We start from the raw sequence: 22653 nt of genomic DNA on the forward strand, positions 1-22653 counted from the left end.
GAGTTTGTACATTGCAACTGTCAAGGAAACGCAAATGCCATTGAAAATCGGTTTTTGGTCGGAGCAGGAAACGCAGGTCGGGCATAGCTACTCGAACAGATTGCGCGAACTGGTTCGGGAAGCTGTTCTGGCGGAGCAGATGGGATTCGACTTCGTTGCTCTCTCGGAACAGCATTTTGCTCTGGGCGGCATTTCGAGCTCGGCTCCCGAGGTGGTCTTTGGTTATCTCGCCGCCGTTACCTCGCGAATCAAACTTCGCCCGTCGGTGGCACTGATGCCTAAAGCCATCAACCACGCACTTCGCACGGCGGAGCGGCTGGCGGTGACCGACATACTTTCCAGCGGTCGGATGGAAATGTATTGCGGCCGGGCCAACACCACGATCGCGATGCGTGCATTCAACGTATCGCCCGACGAAACGTTGCCGCAAATGGAAGAGGGCATGGCCCTGCTTCGCACGGCAATGCGGGAAGACGTTTTCACCTTCGAAGGAAAGTACTACCAGGTGCCTCCTCGCTCACTCGTGCCCAAGCCGTTGCAAAAGCCGTATCCGGTGCTTGGCGTCGCGGCGACGAGTCAGAATAGCCACGTGTGGGCCGCCTCGGAGGGGCTCGCTGTGATGAGCCACGCCATCTACCAGGGCTGGGAAAAGCAGAAAGGGTTACTCGACACGTACTGGCAGAACTGGAAGCGCGACGAAACCGGGCCTCTGCACAAGCCACGTGCCGGTGTGCCGCTTTTTATCGGCATCGGCAAAACGGACCAGGAAGCGAAGGACACCTTCGCCGCCCCCATCATGCACTATGCGCGCATCTCGACCGACGCTTACCCGCGGCTCGCAAAGCTCGCCGACAACTATGCGTATATGGCCGAAAGCGTGCCTGCGATGCAGCGCGCCGCCGAGGATTGGGATTATCTCCTGAACGAGTCCGCCACCACGGTATGCGGAAGTCCCGATACTGTCATTCGGCAGTTGGAGCAATACGAAAAGCTCGGTATCGACGAAGTACTGTTGCATATGGATTCGGTCCCCCACGAGCAGATCATGTCGGCGATCGAGATGGTCGGCCGATATGTCATTCCTCATTTCAACGATCGCAACAACATCGTTCGGCCATTGGACGAGGTTCTCGGCAAGATTCGAGCAATGCGGCCGCAGACCTCCAACCCGCTGCAAACTCAAGGATGAACTCACGCATGGACACGTCTTCCCGCTACCAGTATCTGAATGTGGAACATCGGCCTTCCGGTGTTGCGATTGTCACGCTGAATCGTCCGGAGATTCTGAACGCTATCAATTGGGACATGCACAGCGAGCTGGAACAGGTATTCGTCGATCTGGACCACGACAAACTGGTCAAGGCGATCGTGCTGACCGGCGCGGGGCGCGCCTTCTGCTCCGGCGGTGATCAGAAGTCGATTGATAATGGTGATCTTCCATCGCCGACACGAGGTGGCCGTCACTTGATCAGGAACATGCTGGAGGTCGAGGTGCCGATCGTGGCGGCAGTCAATGGCGCGGCGGTGGGTCTGGGCGCTACGCTAGCGCTGTTTTGCGACATGATCTATGCGACTCCGACTGCGCGATTCGCCGACACGCACGTCAATGCGGGTGTCGTGGCGGGCGACGGCGGCGCGGTGATCTGGCCGCTTCTTCTCGGCCCGATCCGCGCCAGGCACTATCTGATGACGGGCGACTTCGTTAACGCCGACGAAGCGCTGGCCATGGGCATGATCAACAAGATCGTCGAGAGCGACAGATTGCTGGAGGCAGCCGTCGAATACGCGGAACTTCTCGCAAGCGGTCCGCGCGACGCGATTGTCTGGACTAAGTACTGTGTGAACAAGATCACCAAGCAGTACACGCATCTATTACTCGATACGTCGACTGCTCTGGAAACGATAACCTTCAATTCGGCCGAGCGTCGTGAAGCGGTGGCTTCGTTCGCCGAGAAGCGCAAGCGCTTTGGAGACAGCCACAAATGATCGCCGCACCTTGGACTTCCGGTGGTCAATTCGCGTCGACCAGTATCCCGGCATTGCTGATGGAGCGGCTGAAAAACGATGCCGACGCCAACGCCTTTTTTCAAAAGCGCGAAGGGACCTGGACACCGACAACCTGGAAGGAATATGCGAACGCGGTCTGTTCCATTTCCGTCGCGCTCAGGCAGGCCGGTATAGCAAGAGGCGACCGGATTGCCATCATGGGTGACGTATCTCAGGAGTGGGTCATCGCCGACATGGCGACGATCTGCTCGGGCGCGGTCACGGTGGGCGTTTATTTCACGTCGTCGGTCGAAGAGGTTCGCTACTATCTGGAAGATTCAGGGGCACGGTTGGCTTTTGCCGGTAATGCTGCGCAGCTTCGCATAATCGAAGCCGCCAGCTCGTCTCGCCAACTCCTTAAAATCGTCGTACTCGACCCGGCCTGGAAGAAGACGCCTGACGAGACCGGCACGAATGTCGTTTCGTTCGCCGAGTTCGCCAGGCCTTTCTCCGGGGACGAGACGGCGTATCTGCGGGAGCAGTCCGAATCTGCGCAGTCGACGGATCTGGTGAGTCTTGGCTACACCTCGGGGACCACGGGGTCGCCCAAAGGCGCGATGCTCACGCATCTTTCCATGCTGGCCGGCGCATTCACGTGGCCGACCTTCTGTCCTGCGATCATGTCCGAACCGCAGCGCATGGTCATCCATCTGCCGCTCTCGCATACGGTGGCGCGCGTTCAGGCCATGACGCTGCCGCTGATCGCGAAGACAGTACCTTACTTCGTCGATGTATCGGCCGATTTCGCGAACTGCATTCGAGAAGTCAGGCCGACGTCCTATATGGCGCCTCCGCGCTTCTATCAGAAGTTTGCAACTCAGATCATCAACCACGTGAACAGCAGTTCTGAAGCCGATCAGCAAAACTACAAGCTGGCCCTCGGGATTGCGAGAGACGTGCTCGCCGACCGGTTGGAGGCGGGCCGCAGCGACCCGTTCAAGGAGGAGATATACGCTGCCTGCCAGCGGTCCATTTTCCTGCCCCTGATGGCCAGAATTGGCTTCGACGATCTGCGGTATCCCTATACCGCATCGGCTCCGATGCCGCCCGAACTCGTCACACTGTTCCAATTATGGGGCGTCAATCTGCGGGAGATCTACGGGCAGACGGAGATGGTGGGTGGCAACCTCGCGCAGATTGCCGACTGGTCGAGGCCAGGCAATTCCGGTGTGCCGCTCGACGACGCGGCCTGGGAGACGCGCGTATTGGCAGACGGCGAAATGCTCGTTAGAGGGCCGGGACTGTTCGTCGGGTACTGGAACAAGGAAGCCGAGACCCATGCTGCCTTGCAGGACGGTTGGCTCTACACCGGAGATATCGTGCATATCGGCGAGGACGGTTCGTACAAGCTGATTGATCGAAAAAAAGAGCTCGTCAATACCGCCGCCGGAAAATCCATCAGCCCTGTTCAGATCGAGAACGAACTTCGCCAGAGCCCTTATATCACCGAAGCAGTGGTGATTGGTGAAGGGCGCAAATATCTGACGGCGTTGATCGAAGTGGATGGCACGCTTACCATGGATTGGGCCAGTGCGCGCGATGCTTCGATCGTGCGCTATGCCGATCTGGCCACGTCCGCAGTCGTAATAGGCCTGATCCGCGAAGAAGTAGAAAAGGCCAATGCGAGATTGGCTCGCGCGGAGCAGATCAAGGCCTTCAGGATCATTCCCGAGGAACTCACACCTGAGAATGGTGTGATGACCGCTACGCGTAAAAAGCGCCGCAAGCCAATAATGGCGCGTTACGAGAGCCTTATAGCCGGTCTTTACGACGACGCCGAGGATCAGTTGATCAAAGAACAGATTGCCCCATACAGTCAACTGAGGGAGATGCCGTAGTGATCGCACTTTCACCAGACCGCACCACCTTCCGCGAGGCCATGGCGCGTATCGGGGCGGCAGTTAATATCATCACCACCACGACCACCACTGGCGATGTCGGCATGACGGTGTCCGCAGTCTGCTCAGTGACCGACGATCCGGCCACCGTGCTCGTCTGCATTGGCCGATCCAGCCGTCAATATCATCACTTCAGCACGGCGGGCATCATCTGCATCAATGTGCTCTCTCACGAGCATGAGGTGCTGTCGCCGATCTTTGCGGGCAAAGGGGATATCGGCATGACCGAGCGTTTCACGCACGGTAAATGGATCCGCCTCGCCACAGGCGCGCCAGTGCTGGAATCCGCAGCCGCGAGTCTGGACTGTACGGTGAGCCGAAGCGTCGATATTGGCACGCATACGGTTTTTTTCTGCGCGGTGCAGGCCGTGCATCTCGGTTCCTCGGTCTCGGGTCTCGTGTATCACGGGCGCGCTTACCATCGGATTCCGCAGAAGCAGGCCTGAAACGATCGAAGTAAAATTTCTTCTCACCCACCGTTCACGCTTCGCGGCGGGACGTCACGATAGCTTCCCCGCTAATAGATGCGCGGCCAATCAAAATAATCAATAGCCGCCGCTCCACGCCGACAATCCACCTGCTGCTCGATACACCCAACGCAGATCGCAGTCCCAGCGGCGCTCGCCCGCACTCGCGTTCTAACGCACTGCATGCGGTAGAACCGGGTGTCGGCTTGCCGCTGGCTTGTGAAACGCACGTGAAGCGGTAGCGAAAACTCTGGCTGTTTTTGGCGATAAGTTGTCATCTTCCATAAATTCAGATTGGACGGTTCCCGATAAAGTATCACTCATGGAAATGCTTCAAAGCACCCGTGGTCCAGATCTTTTCGTCGGAGAGCCCGTCATCGTGAAGAATATCTTTTCGCTAGTCGCAAAGACGATAGCGTCCCTCTGCGCTATCCAGAAGCTGGACATCATTGTCTGCAACTCAGCGGGGCAGGAAATACCGTATGCCCTGTTGTTCACCATGTACGGTTACATCTGATTGCGAAACTGCTGCTTTACAAAGAAGGAATTTTTATGAAAGCGATGATTGCAACTGCGCTCAGCTTGGCGATTTTCTTTCCGTTGGCCGCAAGCGCCGAGACCGACAATGCAAACCTCCCGGGCGTGGTGGTTGTGGGTAAGAAGACGCGCGCCGAGGTACGCGCCGAACTCGTCCAGGCCGAACATGACGGCTGGATTTCAGCAACGAAGCAACGGGCCTATCCACCGGCTCCGGAACAGATTGGCCGGAACCGGAATATATATGACGCTGGTGTTCGCATGACACCGACCTACCAGGCATTGAGCCAGCAACCCTGAGAGACGGGCGCGGCGCTAGCATTCAGGTCGTGAAATGCCGGCGCGTGGTTCGATCGGAGTATTGACGGGATGGCCTTTCTAGAATTTGTGGCGGATAGCCAACCTATAAATCATCTGGTGGTTGTTCGACGAATCTCCGGATCCGCCAATGTCGGCGACTGCAGGCGCGCCCGTCGACGAGGTGCCTGAAGCACGTTGCCAGCCCCCCGAGAAATACACATCCGTGCGTTTCGACAGCAGATAGTCCACGAGAAACGCTGCCTGATTGTAGTGCTGGTTACCGACGATGTTGCCCTGTGCCGTGGTTACGCCGCGGGCGTTCATATAGTCATACATCACGCCGACCGAAAATGCCGGCGTGATGCGATAACTCAAACCGATATCGTAGTTGTTGAAGACCGCCGTACCGTTCCGAAACGAGAGCCCCAGGTTGGCGTACTGAACGTTCGAGTAAGAGGCGCTGATCGCCGCGTTGCCGATCGTGTAGGTCGCGGCGACAACAGCATCCTGATACGCCTGCGCAACCTGGTAAGCCGAATTCAGGGAGTTGGCTAGCAGGTTGAAGCCGCTTGCGTACGCAGTGAACCAGCCGCTTCCCGGCGTCGAGGTCGGATGTTTGAAGTAGTCGAATGCTGCGCCGATCTGAAGCGGGCCATGGGTGTAGCCCGCGCCGATAGAGTAGCCCGATGTGGACGTAAAGTCGCCGGGTATGCCGCCAAGACTGTATTCGGCCCCGAAGGAAAAGCCATGAAAATCCGGACTCATATAACGCACGGAATTGTTGAATCGCACGCTGTTGCCGACATTGTCGAGGTCTCCCGGGTGCCCGCCAGGCAGGTCTCCAACGGCTGCGGAGCCCGCGAGGAATTCGGGGAAATACCACACCATGTCGTATTGACGACCCGCGGTGAGCGAGCCGTAGGCGTCGCTGCTCAGTCCGACGAAGGCCTGGCGGCCAAAGGCCGTGCCTCCCTGAGCGAATTGTCCGTTATTCACGTTGATGCCGGATTCAAGGGTAAAAATGGCTTTAAAGCCGCCTCCCAGATCTTCTTTGCCGATCAACCCCCAGCGACTGCCGTCGATGCCGTCCAGCGAGTCCATATAAATCGCTTTGCCGCCACCCACGTTGGTCTGGTAATGAAGACCGTTGTCGATCTCTCCGTAGAGCATGACACTACTCTGGCTATGGGCCAGCGAACTGGCAAGCCCCACGAGCGAGCCAACAATGATTTCCTTTTTTTTCGTTTTCACAAGATCTCCAGACGTCAGTCGAATGAATTCTGTCAGGCATAAATGCATGTCGATAAATCACATCAATTTGCACGTTGCGGGGATTTTTATCGGGTCGCCTGCGTCGTGATTTAATTGGAATGCATGGAGAAATATTGCCGCAGTTCAAGCAGAATTTTCTATTCTTGTGCTATTGCAGTTGGGTTCTGGTCAGCAGATTGTGCGGTGGGAGCCGTCAATCGAAGCGCAATTCGTGGTGGGTCGCGCGACGAGAAGTTGGGTCGGCAATCGACGGTTTGCCTAACGGTAAAACGCCGGGTTATTTTTCGTGTGGATGTCGCTACAATGGCAGCATGTCGCTGAAAAAAGCTAGATATGGATCGTTACCTTAGCCTTCCCGATCTTGACGATCCCGATAAAATCGATCGCCCAGCAGTGTCGCTTCGCATGCAACTCGACGAGCATGTCGAGGAAATTCCGGTTCACAAGCATCGAAAGGGGCAATTGGTACTGGCGTTACACGGCGCCGTAACCTGCCAGGTCGCGGGTGCGTTGTGGATCGTGCCGCCGCAATGCGGGGTCTGGATTCCCGGCGACATGCCGCATAGCAACCGTGCCACGCCCAACGCGCAGCTTTGTTATCTGTTCGCCGAGCCGGGTATTGTCGATTTGCCCAAAGATTGCTGCACGCTGTCCATTTCACCCATGGTGCGCGAGATCATTCTTTATCTGGCAGCGGCGCCGCTTGACTATGAGAAGGGCGGACATATCGACCAGCTTGCACGTGTGTTATTGCGCGAGTTGAGTTTGATGCCGGTCGAACGCCTCTATTTGCCCTTTACCGATCATCCGAAAATCCGTCAGATCGCCGACGCGTTGAACGCCAACCCCGGCGACCGCAGCACCATTTCGCAATGGGGCAAGCGTCTGGCAATGAGCGAGCGTTCGCTGGCAAGACTCGTCGTTAATGAAACAGGGCTGACTTTTGGCCGATGGCGACAGCAGTTGCAATTGTTGGTCGCCGTGCGTGAACTCGCCGGCGGCGCGTCTGTTCAACGCGTATCCGACGAACTTGGCTATGAATCGGTGACGGCTTTTATCACCATGTTCAAGAAAGCGCTCGGACATCCGCCGGGCCGTTACTTTACCGCGCTAGCGCGCAGCCAGTCGCAGGCTGCACGCGAATAGCGTGTCGACCGGCGCGCAAAGCCCTCGCCGAATGTATCGCACCAGCGTCAAACCGTTTCGTAGCTGCCGTGGCATAGGTACTGCTGTCCCAACATGACGCTCGACGAATTCCTGCTGCTCAAGATGTGCGACTCGACGGGCGGCATTGCGCGTCTGATCGCGCATACGGCCCTGGACGATCGCGCGTCGCCGCCCGACGCCACGCTACACAGAAGCATCGAATGGCGCGCGTCGCTGTTTTTATCCGCTGGGGCGGAGCCTCTGCTGCAGCAACGCTGAATCCGCGATATCGAAAGCGGGAAATCTTGTTTGGTCGTGATCGTCGGCTTCGTTAGCATTCGACGATTGGCGCTTTGACGCACGCACACGCCCGCCCGACGTTTTTCCACGACTTTAGCCTCTCTTTCGATATGTCACGCCTCCCCGTATCCATTCACACGGCGCCAACTGCGGGCATCACCCGGCAACTGGCCGCCGCGATCGCCCACGCGGTTCCATCGTCCGACCCGACCGCGATCGCCGCGGCACGGCGTGGCCTTCTCGACTTTCTTGCCGCCGCGTTCGCCGGTGCCGACGATGCGGCCTACCGTAAATTGCTGGCCGTCAACGGCACGGATTCGCGCGGCGCGGCGGCGGTGATTGGCAGCGCGGCGCAGGCGTCGGCGCAACAGGCCGCGTTGCTCAACGGCTACGCGGGCCATGCGCTCGATTACGACGACGTACATAGTAGCGTGCGCGGCCACCCTTCGACGGTGCTGCTGCCCGCGCTGTTCGCGGTGGCGCAGGAGCAGGGCAGCAGCGCGCTCGAACTGCTCGACGCTTACGTGGTCGGCGTCGAAACGATGGCGCGTCTCGGGCTGGCGCTCGGCAGCCGTCACTATGAGCAGGGCTTCCATAACACCGCGACGCTCGGCGCTTTGGGTGCGGCTGCTGCCGTCTCGTTTCTGCTGAAGTTCGACGCGCAGGCCGTCGACAACGCGCTGGGTCTGGCGGCCACTCAGGCGGCCGGACTGCGCGTGCAGTTCGGCAGCGAGGCGAAGCCGCTGCACGCGGGTCTCGCGGCGCGAGCCGGCGTGTTCGCGGCGGAGTTGACCGCTGCGGGTTTGCATGGCGTTGCGGATGCGCTTGACGGGCCGATCGGTTTTTTCGCGGTGTTCAGCGGCGGCGCCGCGCAGCCGGAACGCGTACTCGATGGCTGGGGTGCGCCGTGGCAAATCGCGAGCCCGGGGCTCTATTTCAAACCGTGGCCGTGTTGTACCGCCACTCACTATGCGGTGCATGCCGCGCTGAGCTTGCGTGAAACGCACAAGCTCACGTCGCACGACATCGAACGCGTGACCGTGACCTTTCCGCCGGGTGGCGACACGCCGCTGTCGAATCATCTACCTGCGACCGGTCTGGAAGCGCGGTTCAGCGTCGAATACGCGGTCGCCGCCGCGCTGACGGACGGCTCGCCGGGCGTCGCGACGTTCGCCGACGTGCCGGTGCGCGACGATCTGCTGGCGCTGGCCACCCGTGTGAAGCGCCGTCACGACGACACCGCCGAGCGCGCGTCGACCGATCCCACGACACGGTTTTCGACCGTTGAAATCGCCTTGCGCAACGGGACGGTGATGAGCCACAAGGCCGATCGTCTTCACAGCGCGGAAGATCTCCCCGCGAAATTCGCCGACGCCACGGGGCATGCCGACGCGCTCGCCTTCGTTCCCGCCTTGATCGACACGATGCATTCCGCAGCCGATCTCGCCACTCTCTTCAAAGCTTTCGCAGCCAATCGCGTATGACCACGACCAACAGCAACGCCGCCCGCCGCCAGATGCGGCTTGGGCTCTTTATTCAGGGCGCCGGGCATCATGTCGCCGGCTGGCGTCATCCCGACGCGCAGGCGGGCAGCGAAAATCTCGCACTGATGCAACGCATCACACAGACCGCCGAGCGAGCCAAATTCGACATGGTGTTTCTTGCCGACGGCCTGACGAGCGGACCCGATGCGCATCCGTCGATGGCGATGCGCATCGAGCCGTTATGCCTGCTGTCGGCGCTCGCGATGGGCACGCGTCACATTGGCCTCGCGGCCACCGCGTCGACCACTTACAGCGAGCCATATCATGTGGCGCGCGCGTTCGCGTCGCTCGATCATCTGAGCGGTGGTCGCGCGGCGTGGAACGTTGTCACGACTTCGTACGATCGCACGGCGGCGAATTTCACGCGCGGCAATCATCCGGAGCACGCGCTGCGTTACGACATGGCGGGTGAATTCGTCGATGTGGTCAAAGGCCTGTGGGATAGCTGGGACGACGACGCGCTCGTCAGGGACAAGGCCAGCGGCGTTTACTACGATCCGGCGAAAGTCCACTCGCTGAACCATGAGGGGCGTTTCTTCTCGGTCAAAGGTCCCCTGAATGCGTCGCGGCCGCCGCAGGGGCATCCGGTGGTCATTCAGGCCGGCTCATCGGGGCCAGGGCAGGATCTGGCCGCACGGACCGCCGAGGTGGTCTTCACTGCGCAACAAACGCTCGACGAAGCGCAGACGTTCTATCGCGATCTCAAAGGCCGTCTGCCGAAGTTCGGCCGCGAGGGCGCGCAACTGCACGTGATGCCCGGCGTATTTCCGGTGATCGGCCGAACCGAGCAGGAAGCGAAAGACAAGTACGCGCAATTGCAGCAATGGACCGATACGACGGGCGCGTTGTCGTTGCTGTCGGACCGGCTCGGTCACGACGTGTCGAAGTATCCGCTCGATGGTCCGCTGCCTGAACTGCCCGAATCGGACCAATTGAAAAGCCGGGCCAAATTGCTGACCGATCTGGCTCGCCGCGAGAACCTCACGTTGCGCGAGCTGTATTACCTGGTTGCCGGTGCGCGTGGGCATCGGATCGTGTGGGGCACGCCTGTGCAGGTTGCCGACGCGCTCGAAGAGTGGTTTACCGGCGAAGCCGCCGACGGTTTCAACATCATGCCGCCGTACTTCCCGGGCGGTCTCGACGACTTCGTCGAACTCGTCGTGCCTGAGTTGCAACGGCGTGGACTGTTTCGCACCGAGTACAGCGGGACGACGTTGCGCGATCATCTCGGCTTGCAAAGACCCGAAAGCCGGTACGCGGCGGGTTGAGAAAGCGAACAAAAGACGCGGCGCGTGGGCCTCCATGCGCCGCGTCTTTTTACGTCGAATCACATTCTCTATCGGCGCGACTCTACCTCGAGCCAACCGCCCTCAGATCGCGAAGCGACTCAAATCCAGTTTCAACGGCATCCGCACCGGCGCCTCACGCGGCACGTCCGCAACCGTCGTAGGTGCAAGAAACGCCTGCGTCCGCGGATTCACCGGCGCGCGAAACACCTGCGCCGCAGTGCCGTGCTCGACCACCACGCCGGCCTCGGTAAAATACACCACGTCGCTGACTTCTTCCGCGAAACGCATTTCATGCGTGACGAGCACGCAGGTCATGCCATCCCTGACGAGATCGCGGATCACGGTCAGTACTTCGCCGACTGTCTCGGGATCGAGCGCCGACGTCACTTCGTCGAACAGGATCAAATCCGGTTCCATCGCCAGCGCGCGAGCGATCGCGACACGCTGCTGCTGACCGCCGGACAACTCGCCCGGATACGCGTGGGCCTTGTGCGCGAGCCGTACTTTCTCCAGCAGATCGTAAGCGGTGCGTTTCGCGGCGGCTTTATCGCGGCCGAGAATACGCACGGGCGCCACGATCAGATTGTCGAGCACGCTCAGATGCGGAAACAGGTTGTACTGCTGAAACACGAAGCCAACCCGCTTGCGCAGTTCGATTTCCGCGCGTTCGGATGCGAGCTGGTCGACCCGCGTACCGTCCACTTCAATCTCGCCTTGCTGCGGCTTCAGCAGCCCCGTGATGCAACGAAGAATGGTCGACTTGCCCGACCCGGACGGCCCGATGATCGACACCGCCTGGCCGCGCAACACGTCGAGATCGATGCCCCTGAGCACGGGGTTCGCACCGAACGCAAGGTGCACGTCACGCAAACGCACTAGCGGGCGCGGGGCGGAAGGAGCGGCGAGCAGGCTGTCAGCTGAAGGCATGGCGTTTTTCGATGAAACGGGTAAGACGCGCAATCGGGTAGCAGTAAACGAAGAACAACCCGAGCACGGTGAAATAGACCACGACCGTGAAATCCGCGCGCGCCACCGTATTGCTGGCCACCTGCGCGGTGTCTAGCAGATCGTGCACGCCGACCAGCGACGCGAGCGCGGTGGCCATCGTGATGCTGGCGTAAAGGTTCATCCACGGTGGCAGCATGCGTCGCACGCACTGCGGCAGAATGATCCAGCGGAATATCTGCGTGCGGCTGAACGCGAGCGAGCGCGCGGCGTCCCATTGCGCGTGCGGAATCGACTGGATAGCGCCGCGGAAGATCTCCGCGAAGTTGGCGCTCGCGGGCAGCGCGAGACCAAGCGTGACCTTGATCCAGTCGGGAAAGGGCAGCGAAACATGGCCGATGTCGATTTCGAACGGGAACACGTAGGTGGAAAAATAGATCAGCACGAGCAGCGGGGCGTTGCGGAACACCTGCACATAGGCGCGCGTGACGACCCGCACGGGCCACAGCGGCGACACCAGCAACACGCCGAGCACGAGACCGGCCAGCGTGCCGAGCGCGATCGCAATCAGGCTGATTTCGACGTTGACCCACAGCGATTCGACGAGTGCCGGCGTCCATGTGACGAGCGCGGCCAGGGCCGTATGAAAACGGCCCGCCACCACCTCATGCTCGGCGAGCGCGAGCAGCGCGGCAACGGCCACGACGGCGAGCAGCGTGGCAGGGCGACGCCGCTCGTCGCGCGCGGCTGGGGCGAGCGTGTCAGTGGCCATAGCCGGGCATCCTCAAACGCGCTTCGAGCCAGCGTCCTGCGTGATTGATCGCGAAGGTCAGCGCGCCGAAGAACAGCAGGATCAGGATCATCAGTTCGAGCACGTTGTCGCGCTGCGTCCAGATCATGATCGACGCATAGGTCACGTCGCCGACGGCGATCGCCGAGGCGACCGTGGTCATCTTGACGAGGTCGACCATGTTGTTGACGAGCGCGGGCAAGGCGAAGCGCACCGCGAGCGGCAACTGCACTTCCCACAGGCGTTGACGGCGGCTATAACCGAGCGATTGCGCCGCTTCGAGGGTGGCGTGTGGCACGGCTTCGATTCCCGCACGCAACGCTTCCGCGTGAAACGCGCCCTTGTGCAACGAGATCACGATCGCGCTCCAGATGAACGGCGTCAACGGATTGCCGCCTAATCCGCGCAGTGCCTCGCTGAGCAGCATGTTGATTACCAGAAACGCGCAGAAGAGCTGCACGAGTGTCGGTGTGTTACGGGTGATCTCGATGAACACGCGCGCCGGACGCGCCAGCGCGGCGCGTGGCGAGCTCAGCATGGCCGCCAGTACGACACCGGCGGCCAGACTGCCCACTGCCGTGACAAACGACAGTTCGAGCGTAACCAGCATGCCGTGCAGGAACGACGCCAGTTCGTCCGCTTCGAGCACGAAACGATAGTTCAGCCCAATCTTGCCGAGTGCATCGACGAGCGCGGCCGCGGCCGGCGCGAGTCCGGCAAGCAGCGAACTCATGCCGGTTGCGCCTTGTATTTCGTGTGCAGATCGAGAACAGCTTGCGAAGGCTGCATCGCATTCTTTCGTTCGACGTCGATCAGCCAGCCGCTGCGATGCCAGTTCTGGACGATTTTTTCGAGTGCCTGCTGCGTATCGGTTTCGCCCTTGCGCACCCAGATCACGGACGGCGAAGGAATCAGGTCATTCGAGACGGGGATCGTGTAGTCCTTCCAGTCCGGATTGCGCGCGACTAGCAGGCGCAACGTCGGCGCCACATGCACGGCGGCGACGCAGTTATTGCCGCGCAGCGCGAGCAAGGATTCCGGCTGGCCGCGGAAGGCTTTCACCTGGGCGCCGTACTGTTCGGCGAGCGGTTTCGTATAGTTGCTGCCCTGCGAAACGCACACGGATTTGCCGCGCAGATCGGCCCAGGTCTTGATACCGCTATCTTTGCGCGTGATCAGCGCACCGCCGATCTCCTCGAACGGCGTCGGCGGATACGAGAAAATCTCCGCGCGCTCCTTCGTGACTTCCATGTTGGCGATCAACGCGTCGACCTTGCCTTGCTGCAGGAATTGCACACGATTCGACGGCTGCACCGGCGTCAATTCCACGTCGACACCGAGTTGCCTGGCGACATTTTCGGCGAGGTCGATGTTGAAACCCACCGGCTTTTGCGTCGCGGGGTCGAGCGAACCGAACGGCGGTCCCGACAGGATCACGCCGATCACGATCTTGTGACGCTGATGAATCCGGTCGAGCGTCGCGTCGGCGTGTGCCGCCGTGGCGCCGAAGGCGACGAGCACGCCGAGTGCGGTCAAGGCATGGCGGAGGATGCGGCGGGACGGTACGTTGAACATGACGGAATGGGGCGAATTTCTGGATCGCTTATTCTCGGCATGTGGGCTCCCGGATAGAACCAATCAATTCTCATACCGTTATCTGATTCGTGCATTTGGGCAGACGACGCCGACGTCGCAACGTCGAATGATCTTCGATGGCGGATTGATAACGCACGCCTACCTCTCTTCGCGCAGTGACGTTACCAGGTAATCCAGTAGCTGAATGGCTCCTGGCAAGGTCTTGAGCCGGCGGCTCTACAAGGGCGCCGTCGCGCAACCCGGTGACGCCGTAACGCCTGAGGAAGCGAGCAGGGATCCGAATGCCCTTGAGGTCCTCGGCCTGAAATTGCAGCCGGGAAACGGAGGATTTGACGCGGCGATTTCGAGTTCTGCGTCACGCTAACTCATCCGACCCAATAATTTGACAAGTCCCGATGCTTCCACCCAGCACCGCGCAATCACGCCGCTGTAAAAAGCGGAACTGAAGGCCATATTATTAATTGTGCAAGGCGCTTGCCTGTTAAAACCCGCGGGGCGGAATTTGCTTATCGTGAATCAGGCATAGTGAAGATTGATTTCAGAAATTCAAATTTCATGCTGGCTAAATCAAAAGGTGACCGTTAAAGTCGCATCGAATCACTGATAAACGTTTCTGGGTCGCGAGGAAATGTCTGTGGCCGGGAATGAATTTCGTGCAGCTTCAGATTAAGCTGTTCGGGGTTTTATACCCCGTTTTAGCGATATGGCTGAAAAAGTGAAAATTAATTTCCGAGGACATATTATGCAAAACGACGCTCCAAGCCGTTTCAAGCCTTTCACGCGACAAACAATACGGCAGACGCGGGAATGGTCGAAGCTTACAGCGGAGCAGCAGGAGGCGGTCGACGTGGTGGCACGCGTGCTGCCCTTTCGGGTTAATCAATATGTATTGAGCGAATTGATCGATTGGGATCGAGTGCCTGACGATCCAATCTACCGGTTGACTTTCCCGCATAAAGAAATGCTGCGTGAAGAGGAGTATGAAAGTCTGAAGGATTTGATTAAATCGGGCAGGCCGGAAGATGAAATCGACCAACTTATCCGTACAATTCGCTTACGCATGAATCCCCATCCGGCAGGCCAGCTTACTCATAATGTGCCCTATCTGGACGGTGTGCCGTTGCAAGGTATGCAGCATAAATATCGTGAAACTGTCTTGTTTTTCCCAAGTGCCGGCCAGTCATGCCACGCGTATTGCACATTCTGCTTCCGCTGGCCGCAATTCGTTGGCATGGACGACTTCAAATTCGACGCCCGTGAGACCACTCAACTGGTCGAATACCTGAAGCGTCATAAAGACGTCACCGACGTGCTCATTACCGGGGGTGACCCGCTGGTGATGAACGCGCGCTCGCTGTCGGAGTATCTGACTCCACTCCTCGTGCCTGAGTTGTCGCACATCCAGAGCATCCGGATCGGCACCAAGTCGGTCGCTTATTGGCCGCAACGTTTTGTCACCGACAAGGACTCGGATGAGTTGCTAAAAGTGTTCGAGGCGGTGGTGAAGTCCGGCCGCAATCTCGCAATCATGGGGCACTACAACCATCCCAATGAGCTGGAGCCGGAGATCGCGCAAACGGCGGTGCGCCGCATCATCGGCACGGGTGCGACTGTGCGGATGCAGGCGCCGCTGATCCGTCACATCAACACCGACCCGAGCGCATGGGCGCGCTTGTGGACGCTCGGCGTGAGGCTGGGCGCGGTGCCGTACTACATGTTCGTCGAACGCGACACGGGGCCCAGTGAGTACTTTAAGCTGCCGCTCGCAGACGCCTATGAGATTTTTCAGCAAGCCTATCGGCAGGTGTCGGGACTCGCGCGGACCGTGCGTGGGCCGTCGATGAGCGCGTTCCCGGGCAAGGTGATGGTCGACGGCATTGTGACGATCGGCGGCGAGAAGGTATTCGCGTTGCAGTTCCTGCAGGCGCGCAATCCTGAATGGGTGCGGCGGCCGTTCTACGCGAAGTTCGATCCACACGCGACATGGCTCGACGAACTGGTGCCGGCGTTCGGTGAGCGCAAATTTTTCTTCGAAACGGAGGGGGGGAACACGCACGCCGGCAAGACCGTTATTCCGGTGCATGCGGCAGGCACGCGCCGCACGCATGAGGACGAAGCGCTGGAGGCCGCGCAATGACGCGCGACGTCCTCGGGAGCACGGGCGGCACGCCGGTGTATGAAGTCTACGCGGTGCGCTATGCGACCCATTCGGCACGTCGCAGCGCCGAGAACTACCTCGGCCACGATCCGCACGGCAATCGTTCGATGCCGCTCGATTTCTACTTCTGGGTGATCCGCAACGCGCAGCGCACGGTGCTGGTGGATACCGGCTTCAAGCCGTCGCTGGCAGTGAAGCGGGGCCGCGACTACTTCGGCGAGCCGGCCGCTCTGCTCGCCAGACTCGGCATCGACGCGGCCGAAATCGACGACGTGATCATCACGCACATGCATTACGACCACGCCGGCAACCTCGATGCGTTTCCGCGCGCACGGTTTCATATACAGGAAAGCGAGCTTGCATTCTGTACGGGCCGTTGCATGTGCCACCACGCCCTGCGCGGACCGTTCGAGTCGCAGGACGTCGCGCAAGCGGTGTTCCTGTTGTTCGAAGGCCGTGTGCATTTCGTCCAAGGCGACAGCGAGTTGTTTCCAGGCATCACGCTGCATCAGGCGGGAGGGCACACGCCCGGATTGCAAGTGGTACGCGTGGCCACGCAACGTGGACATGTGGTGCTCGCGAGCGACGCCGCGCATTACTGGGACAACCTGCGCGCGCGACGGCCGTTTCCGATCGTCGTCGACGTGGGCCACATGCTCGATGCGCACGCGCTGATCGAGCGGCTCGCCGACGGCCCCGACCACATCGTGCCTGGTCACGATCCGCTGGTGCGCGCGACATTTCGTGCGTTGCCCGGCGAGCCGGAAATCCTGGCGATCCACGAAGCGCCGCTGGTGCCCGCCGACAAGGCCGACATCGCACCCGCATCCGAACTTGCACGCACCGACGCCGCCACCGCGCTGGCGCATTGAGGAGAACCGCAATGACACTGACGAACGTGACGCTGGTGGGAATGGGGCCGCGCGGCTTGAGCGTGCTGGAACGGATTCTTGAGCATGCGCAGCGATTACCGGCCGACGCACGCCTGCATATCGACGTGATCGATGCGGGCGAAGCGGGGCAGGGCTCGCATCCGTCGCGTCAGCCTGACCACCTGCTGATCAATACGGTGGCGTCGCAAATTACGATGTTCGCGCCGCACAGTGTGGCAGGTGGCGACGGCGGCGGGCCGTCGCTCGTCGAATGGGCGGCTGAGCGGGGCTACCGGCGCTTCGGCCAGCGCTATTTTCGCGTTGAAGACGGTTCGGGTGAGGCGATCACCGAATTCGATCATCTGCCGCGCAGTCTGCTGGGCGAATACCTGGCATGGGTTTATGACCGGGTGGTGAAACTTTTGCCGGAGCGTATCACGGTCGCGCATCACCGCAGCCGTGTGCTCGATGTCGAGGAGCGCGGGCGCCGTTTCCAGGTGCGACTCGAAAACGGCTATGTGTACCCCGCCGATTTCGTTTTCCTCGTTACGGGCCACGGCCGGCGCAAGCCGACGGACGACGATCAGCGGGCCGGCGTGTTCGTCGAGCGGCATGTCGCGCGCAATCCGAAGCTGGGGTTTTTCGCGTCACCGTATCCGGTGATGGGCCTCTCCACCATCTCAGCTCAGGCCACCGTCGCCGTGCAGGGCTTCGGCCTTACCGCGCATGATGTGATCTCCGAATTGACGCTCGGCCGCGGCGGCCGCTATGTCGAAACGGCGAACGGCCTGCAATATGAAGCGTCGGGCAGGGAGCCGCGAATCCTGATGTTTTCGCGCAACTGCCTGCCGTTCGCGGCGCGGGGCGTGAATCAGAAAGGTTTGACCGGCAAGCATCAGGCGCAGTTTTTCACGCCGGCCGCGGTGCGGGCGCTGGCCGACGCGGCGAAACGCGCGCGCAACGATCCGCGGATCGATTTCCGCGCGGATGTTTTGCCATTGATCGTAAAGGAAATGGCTTATGCCTATCGCAGCGCTGCTCGTCAGCAAACTGTCGACCCGGCCACGTTCGAAGCCACGCCCGACGAGCGACAGGCGATTGACGCGATCCTGTGGCCGCTGAAGGGCCGCCGTTTCGCGTCGGCGGCGGCATTCCAGCAGTTCTTCGACCAGCAGTTCAACGACGACCTCGCGCACGCATTCAAAGGCAATCTGACAAGCCCGGTGAAAGCGGCCACCGACGTGCTGCGCGATACGCGGGAAGCACTGCGCACGGCGGTCGAATTCGGCGGCTCGCTGCCTGATTCGCAGCGCTTTTTTGTCGAGGAATTCAACGCGATCACCAATCGTGTCGCGTTCGGTCCGCCGAAGCGGCGCAACGTCGAATTCCTCGCGCTGCGTGCGGCCGGCTTACTCGATCTGGCGGGCGGTCCGGGTGCACGGGTGAGCGGCGATCCGGCAAGCAGCCAGTTTCGCATCGACACGCCGTACACGGACGGCACCACGGAGCGTTTCGCCGACGTGCTGATCGCCGCGCGGCTTGATAGTTTTTCACCCCTCACCGACGATTCGGCGCTGACCGCGAATCTGCTGCGGCGCGGGCTGATCCGACCGTATCGCAACGGCGACTATCACCCGGGCGGCATCGACATCGACGTGCACTCGCGGCCGATCGGCGTTAACGGACGTGCTCATCCGCGCCTATGGGCGATCGGCTTCCTTGTCGAAGGCGCGCATTTTTACACGCATGCGTTGCCGCGTCCGCAAATCGCATCGCGGCAAACCGCCGACGCCGAGCGCTGCGTGCTGCAACTGTTCGACGCGCTCGACGAGCAGCATACGTATTCCGCTGATAGCGACGCCCCAATTCCAGTCGACGATTTCCAGGAGACCGTATGAGTCGCGTTGAAACCGTTGGCGACGCCGATGTCCACGCCGAAGCCATTCAGCCCGGGGCGTTGTCTGATTCACCAGCCCCGGTCAGGGCGCCGGGAACGCCGCCAGCCAAGCCTCTGGACGCGGCCCGGATCACATCCCCAGGCGCACCCCTGAGCGGCCGTCTCGTGCCGTTCGATGCCTACCTCGCCGCAGCCAGCCGCAGCCGCCAGCAACCCGCACATTGGCCCTGGCAAGTGGTGTCTCAGGCATGGCTTGGTGCCGGTCACGGCGAACGCGGCACGGTTGCCCTCGCCTCCGACGCGCACGCCGTCCGCGCCGAAGCCGCCCCCGGCATTTCGCTGACGCTGCAGGTGGTCGAGCCGCAACGCGGCACGCGTTCGCATCGTCATTCGTTCTGGCATCTTTATGTCGTGGTGTCGGGAGAGGGCAGCGCGCATATCGACGACGGTTCCGAATTTCGGCTTGCGCCCGGCGATTCATTTTATGTGCCTCCGTGGTCCGCGCATCGTCTCGCCAACCCGGACGAGCACACGCCGCTCGTGCTGTATGGCTTGCAGAATCTGCCGCAACTGGCCGAGCTGGGCACGCTAATGCGCGAGTCGCCGGACGGCGAGCTCGAGCATGTGTACCAGGCGGCTGATTGCGATAGCGCGGCTTGAGTTCACAGCGCTTCATGCAACGCGCTCGTCGCGTTGACAGGCGTCACCGATTACTCACCCGTTCATCATAGAGGAGTTGCGCGTGGAGTCGTCCAATACCGAAGCCCGCTTCAGCACGGCCGCGCTGTACGCGACCGTGTTCCTGCCGTTCGCGTTCGGCCACTACGTATCGTTCGTATTTCGCGCCATCAATGCGGTGCTTGCGCCGTATCTGGTCGAATCGTTGCAATTAAGCGCCGCGCAGCTCGGTTTGCTGTCGAGTGCGTATTTTGTGTCGTTCGGTCTTGCGCAGTTGCCGGTCGGCCTCGCGCTCGACCGTTACGGTCCGCGCCGTGTGCAACTCGTTCTGCTCGGTGTAGCCGCGCTCGGTTCGCTTCTGTTCGCAGCGGGCAATGGATTCGGCGCACTGTTCATTGCGCGCATTCTCACCGGTCTGGGTCTGTCCGCGTGTTTCATGGGATCGATCAAGGCACTCTCGTACTGGGTGGATACCCCTAAGCTGCCTTCGATTCACGGCTATCTGCTAGCGGTCGGCGGGCTCGGCGCGATGTCGGCAACGTTGCCGGTCGAGCTCGCGCTGCAGTATCTCAACTGGCGCGCGCTGTTCGTCGTGCTGGCGGGTGTCACGCTCGTGCCGGCGCTGGTGATCTACTTTGTCACGCCGCATGAACCGCTCGTGGATCGAATTACGCGTTGGCCTTCATTGCGGTCGTTGCTCGAAGTGTATCGCGACCGGGCATTTCGCCGCACTATTTCGCTGCTGCTGCCGGCACATGCGGTCGCGTTCGGATTGCAGGGTCTGTGGATGGGGCAATGGTTGCAAGACGTGGGCGGTCTGAGCGAGCGTCATGCGGCCACGCTGCTGTTCATCGGCATGGGCGCAATCGTGGTGGGCTCGCTGTCGATCGGCAATATTACAGAGTGGGCGGGGCGTCGCTTCGGTATGAAGCCGCTCGACGTCGCGGGCATCGGCGTGGGGCTGTTCATCACCGTGCAGGTCCTCGCGGTGCTGAACATCGTGCCCCTGATTCCCGTGATCACCGTGGCGTTCACGTTGATCGGCACGATTGCCGGACTCGAGTACACGATCGTCGCGCAGAGCGTGCCGCCCGCGCTGACCGGACGCGCGGCGACCTGTCTGAACCTGCTGATCTTCTTCGGCGCATTCGTCGTGCAGAGCGGCTTTGGCTTCATAGTCAGCGTATGGCAGCCGGATGCCGCGCGCCACTACCCGGTGGTCGCTTTTCAGACTGCGTTTGCTGCGGCGGTGGCGTTGCAGTTGCCGGGCTTCGTCGCGTGGCTGTTACGGCGGCGCCGTTCATCTCAGCGCTAACCCACGCCGATTGACGCCAATATCCCCGCGCGAACAGCGCTGCGAACCGCACGCCGGATAGCACGGCAAGCAACCCGTTTCATTTCACGAGGATCACCGTCATGAAACTGCATGGCTATTTCCGCTCGTCCGCGTCGTTTCGCGTGCGCATTGCCTTGAACCTGAAGCAGCGCCCGGTGGAAGCCGTTTCGTACGACATCGCACAGCGTGCGCACCGCCAACCCGCGTATCTAGCGCTCAATCCGCAAGGGCTGTTGCCGACGCTGGAGATCGACGGCGCGTTATTGACGCAATCGCTCGCGATTGTCGAATACCTCGACACGATCTATCCCGAGCCACCGCTATTCCCGGCCGAACCGCTCGCTCGCGCACGCGTGACGAGTCTCGCCTCAAGCATCGCTGCCGATATTCATCCGCTTGGCGCTGCGCGCGTCGCACGCTACCTGGGCGAGCAGCTGGGGCTGGATTCCGACGCGGTACTCGCATGGCAACGGCATTGGGCCGCCGAGGGCCTGCGCGCGTTCGAGCAACGGCTGCAGGACGGCTTCACGGGCCGCTTCAGCCACGGCGATGCGCCCGGTGTGGCCGATCTGTTTCTCGTACCGCAAGTGCTGACCGCGCGCCGCGTCGGTATCGACGTCAACGCTTATCCGACGATCGCAAGGATCGTCGAAACATGTCTGGAAGTTCCGGCCTTCCAGCATGCCCTTCCCGAGAACCAGCCGGATAGCAAATAGAATCGGAGATCATCATGCATCTGTACAACCTTGCTTTGGCGAATCCGCGCTACGCCGTGATGTTGATTGGCCTGCCGCTGCTGATCGCGATCGAGGCGTTCGCGCCGCTCATCGAAGGCGCACGCAGATGGCAGCATACTGCGAAAAATCTGGTGATCGGCGCAATCTACGTGGCGACCACCGCCGTGCTCGGTCTTGGTATCGTGTGGCTGATTCATGCAACGGAGCATCACCACTGGGGTCTGTTTAACCGCATTGCCGTACCGCTGTGGCTCCAGGTGACGCTCGGCATGCTGCTGCTCGATTTCGCCGACTACTGGCGACACCGCGCGGATCACACGTTCCGGTTGCTGTGGCGTTTTCACAGGCTGCATCATAGCGATCCGGTGATGGAAGCGTCGACCACGATCCGCAATCATCCGGGCGCCGCGATCACGATTCTGGCACCGCGAGCCATCCTGATTCCGCTGCTCGGACTCAATCCCCTCACGCTGATCGTCCACGCGCCGCTCGCGCTGGCGGGACAGCTGTATCACCACAGCAATTTGAAGCTGCCGGCTCGGGTCGAACGGGTGCTGGGGCGCTTCATCGTCACACCGAGCCAGCATTTCGTGCATCACGCGAAAATCCGCAAGTATTCGGATAGCCAGTTCGGTGTGATCCTGATTCTGTGGGACCGCCTGTTCGGCACGCTGGTCGACGCGCCGGAGCGATCGGCCACCCCAATGGGCGTGAAGGGCTACGACGACGCGGGCAGCCAGACCATTGCCGGCATGCTGGCGTCGGTGTTCGAGAAGAAGCCTGCGCTGAGCCCGGCATTCGCGCCCGCGCCGCTTGAGACTAGCGTCCAGAAGTAGTGGGCCGCG

At 60.8% G+C, this 22653-nt stretch carries 21 protein-coding genes; 16 read left to right on the forward strand and 5 right to left on the reverse strand.

The features are described from left to right. The first annotated feature begins 34 nt into the window (after window positions 1-34). From B0G83_RS04990 to B0G83_RS05015, 5 genes are all read left to right on the forward strand, one after another. Entirely contained in the window at window positions 35-1189 is a 1155-nt protein-coding gene (locus tag B0G83_RS04990) for an LLM class flavin-dependent oxidoreductase (RefSeq protein ID WP_105506593.1), read from the forward strand. 8 nt (window positions 1190-1197) lie between these two features. Beyond that, window positions 1198-1986 (forward strand): enoyl-CoA hydratase/isomerase family protein, encoded by a 789-nt coding sequence (locus tag B0G83_RS04995; protein ID WP_105506271.1) that lies wholly within the window; start codon window positions 1198-1200, stop codon window positions 1984-1986. Next, on the forward strand, window positions 1983-3884 hold the full coding sequence (locus B0G83_RS05000) for a long-chain fatty acid--CoA ligase (protein WP_105506272.1): 1902 nt from the start codon (window positions 1983-1985) through the stop codon (window positions 3882-3884). Before B0G83_RS04995 ends, B0G83_RS05000 begins: the two co-directional genes overlap by 4 nt. After that, a complete protein-coding gene (locus B0G83_RS05005) occupies window positions 3884-4390 on the forward strand; it encodes a flavin reductase (protein WP_258167699.1) in 507 nt (168 codons plus the stop codon). Before B0G83_RS05000 ends, B0G83_RS05005 begins: the two co-directional genes overlap by 1 nt. A 573-nt stretch (window positions 4391-4963) precedes the next feature. Continuing rightward, window positions 4964-5248, forward strand: coding sequence for a DUF4148 domain-containing protein (locus tag B0G83_RS05015; RefSeq protein WP_146120158.1), 285 nt, complete (start codon window positions 4964-4966; stop codon window positions 5246-5248). A 78-nt stretch (window positions 5249-5326) separates the two neighbouring features. Here B0G83_RS05015 and B0G83_RS05020 read toward each other — a convergent pair whose 3' ends face one another. Further along, window positions 5327-6499 (reverse strand): porin, encoded by a 1173-nt coding sequence (locus B0G83_RS05020; RefSeq protein WP_105506275.1) that lies wholly within the window; start codon window positions 6497-6499, stop codon window positions 5327-5329. 426 nt (window positions 6500-6925) lie between these two features. On the opposite strand from B0G83_RS05020, the gene B0G83_RS05025 reads away from it, so the two are divergent. The 4 genes from B0G83_RS05025 (at window position 6926) to B0G83_RS05040 (ending at window position 10778) form a co-directional block, all read left to right on the forward strand. After that, the gene (locus B0G83_RS05025) at window positions 6926-7666 is read left to right on the forward strand and encodes a helix-turn-helix domain-containing protein (protein WP_258167700.1); all 741 of its coding nucleotides are present in this window, start codon (window positions 6926-6928) and stop codon (window positions 7664-7666) included. 93 nt (window positions 7667-7759) lie between these two features. Then, entirely contained in the window at window positions 7760-7945 is a 186-nt protein-coding gene (locus tag B0G83_RS05030; protein ID WP_105506277.1) for a hypothetical protein, read from the forward strand. A gap of 131 nt (window positions 7946-8076) precedes the next feature. Next, complete coding sequence (locus B0G83_RS05035; protein WP_105506278.1) at window positions 8077-9450, forward strand: MmgE/PrpD family protein; 1374 nt, start codon at window positions 8077-8079, stop codon at window positions 9448-9450. Next, the gene (locus B0G83_RS05040) at window positions 9447-10778 is read left to right on the forward strand and encodes an LLM class flavin-dependent oxidoreductase (protein WP_105506279.1); all 1332 of its coding nucleotides are present in this window, start codon (window positions 9447-9449) and stop codon (window positions 10776-10778) included. The genes B0G83_RS05035 and B0G83_RS05040 overlap by 4 nt, the downstream gene beginning before the upstream one ends. A 102-nt stretch (window positions 10779-10880) precedes the next feature. On the opposite strand, the gene B0G83_RS05045 is transcribed toward B0G83_RS05040, so the two are convergent. From B0G83_RS05045 to B0G83_RS05060, 4 genes are read right to left on the reverse strand one after another with little or no spacing between them, the layout of a single operon-like run. Further along, window positions 10881-11726, reverse strand: coding sequence for an amino acid ABC transporter ATP-binding protein (locus B0G83_RS05045; RefSeq protein WP_105506280.1), 846 nt, complete (start codon window positions 11724-11726; stop codon window positions 10881-10883). Continuing rightward, window positions 11713-12516: an amino acid ABC transporter permease gene (locus B0G83_RS05050; protein WP_105506281.1), complete on the reverse strand. Its 804-nt coding sequence runs from the start codon at window positions 12514-12516 to the stop codon at window positions 11713-11715. Before B0G83_RS05050 ends, B0G83_RS05045 begins: the two co-directional genes overlap by 14 nt. Beyond that, entirely contained in the window at window positions 12506-13267 is a 762-nt protein-coding gene (locus tag B0G83_RS05055) for an amino acid ABC transporter permease (protein WP_105506282.1), read from the reverse strand. Before B0G83_RS05055 ends, B0G83_RS05050 begins: the two co-directional genes overlap by 11 nt. Continuing rightward, window positions 13264-14109, reverse strand: coding sequence for a transporter substrate-binding domain-containing protein (locus B0G83_RS05060; protein WP_105506283.1), 846 nt, complete (start codon window positions 14107-14109; stop codon window positions 13264-13266). The genes B0G83_RS05055 and B0G83_RS05060 overlap by 4 nt, the downstream gene beginning before the upstream one ends. Before the next feature lie 724 nt (window positions 14110-14833). Here B0G83_RS05060 and B0G83_RS05065 point away from each other — a divergent pair. The 7 genes from B0G83_RS05065 (at window position 14834) to B0G83_RS05095 (ending at window position 22644) form a co-directional block, all read left to right on the forward strand. Continuing rightward, entirely contained in the window at window positions 14834-16267 is a 1434-nt protein-coding gene (locus B0G83_RS05065) for a KamA family radical SAM protein (RefSeq protein WP_258167701.1), read from the forward strand. Beyond that, a complete protein-coding gene (locus B0G83_RS05070) occupies window positions 16264-17160 on the forward strand; it encodes an N-acyl homoserine lactonase family protein (RefSeq protein WP_105506284.1) in 897 nt (298 codons plus the stop codon). Before B0G83_RS05065 ends, B0G83_RS05070 begins: the two co-directional genes overlap by 4 nt. A gap of 11 nt (window positions 17161-17171) precedes the next feature. Then, a complete protein-coding gene (locus B0G83_RS05075; protein WP_105506285.1) occupies window positions 17172-19058 on the forward strand; it encodes an FAD/NAD(P)-binding protein in 1887 nt (628 codons plus the stop codon). Next, the gene (locus B0G83_RS05080) at window positions 19055-19717 is read left to right on the forward strand and encodes a cupin domain-containing protein (protein ID WP_105506286.1); all 663 of its coding nucleotides are present in this window, start codon (window positions 19055-19057) and stop codon (window positions 19715-19717) included. The genes B0G83_RS05075 and B0G83_RS05080 overlap by 4 nt, the downstream gene beginning before the upstream one ends. A gap of 82 nt (window positions 19718-19799) precedes the next feature. Next, complete coding sequence (locus tag B0G83_RS05085) at window positions 19800-21050, forward strand: nitrate/nitrite transporter (RefSeq protein WP_181156698.1); 1251 nt, start codon at window positions 19800-19802, stop codon at window positions 21048-21050. 101 nt (window positions 21051-21151) lie between these two features. Then, entirely contained in the window at window positions 21152-21787 is a 636-nt protein-coding gene (maiA, locus tag B0G83_RS05090) for a maleylacetoacetate isomerase (protein ID WP_105506287.1), read from the forward strand. Between the two features lie 14 nt (window positions 21788-21801). Further along, on the forward strand, window positions 21802-22644 hold the full coding sequence (locus tag B0G83_RS05095) for a sterol desaturase family protein (protein ID WP_105506288.1): 843 nt from the start codon (window positions 21802-21804) through the stop codon (window positions 22642-22644). Window positions 22645-22653 lie beyond the last annotated feature (9 nt).

The sequence above is a fragment of the Paraburkholderia sp. BL21I4N1 genome, assembly GCF_002973525.1.
Classification (GTDB): domain Bacteria; phylum Pseudomonadota; class Gammaproteobacteria; order Burkholderiales; family Burkholderiaceae; genus Paraburkholderia.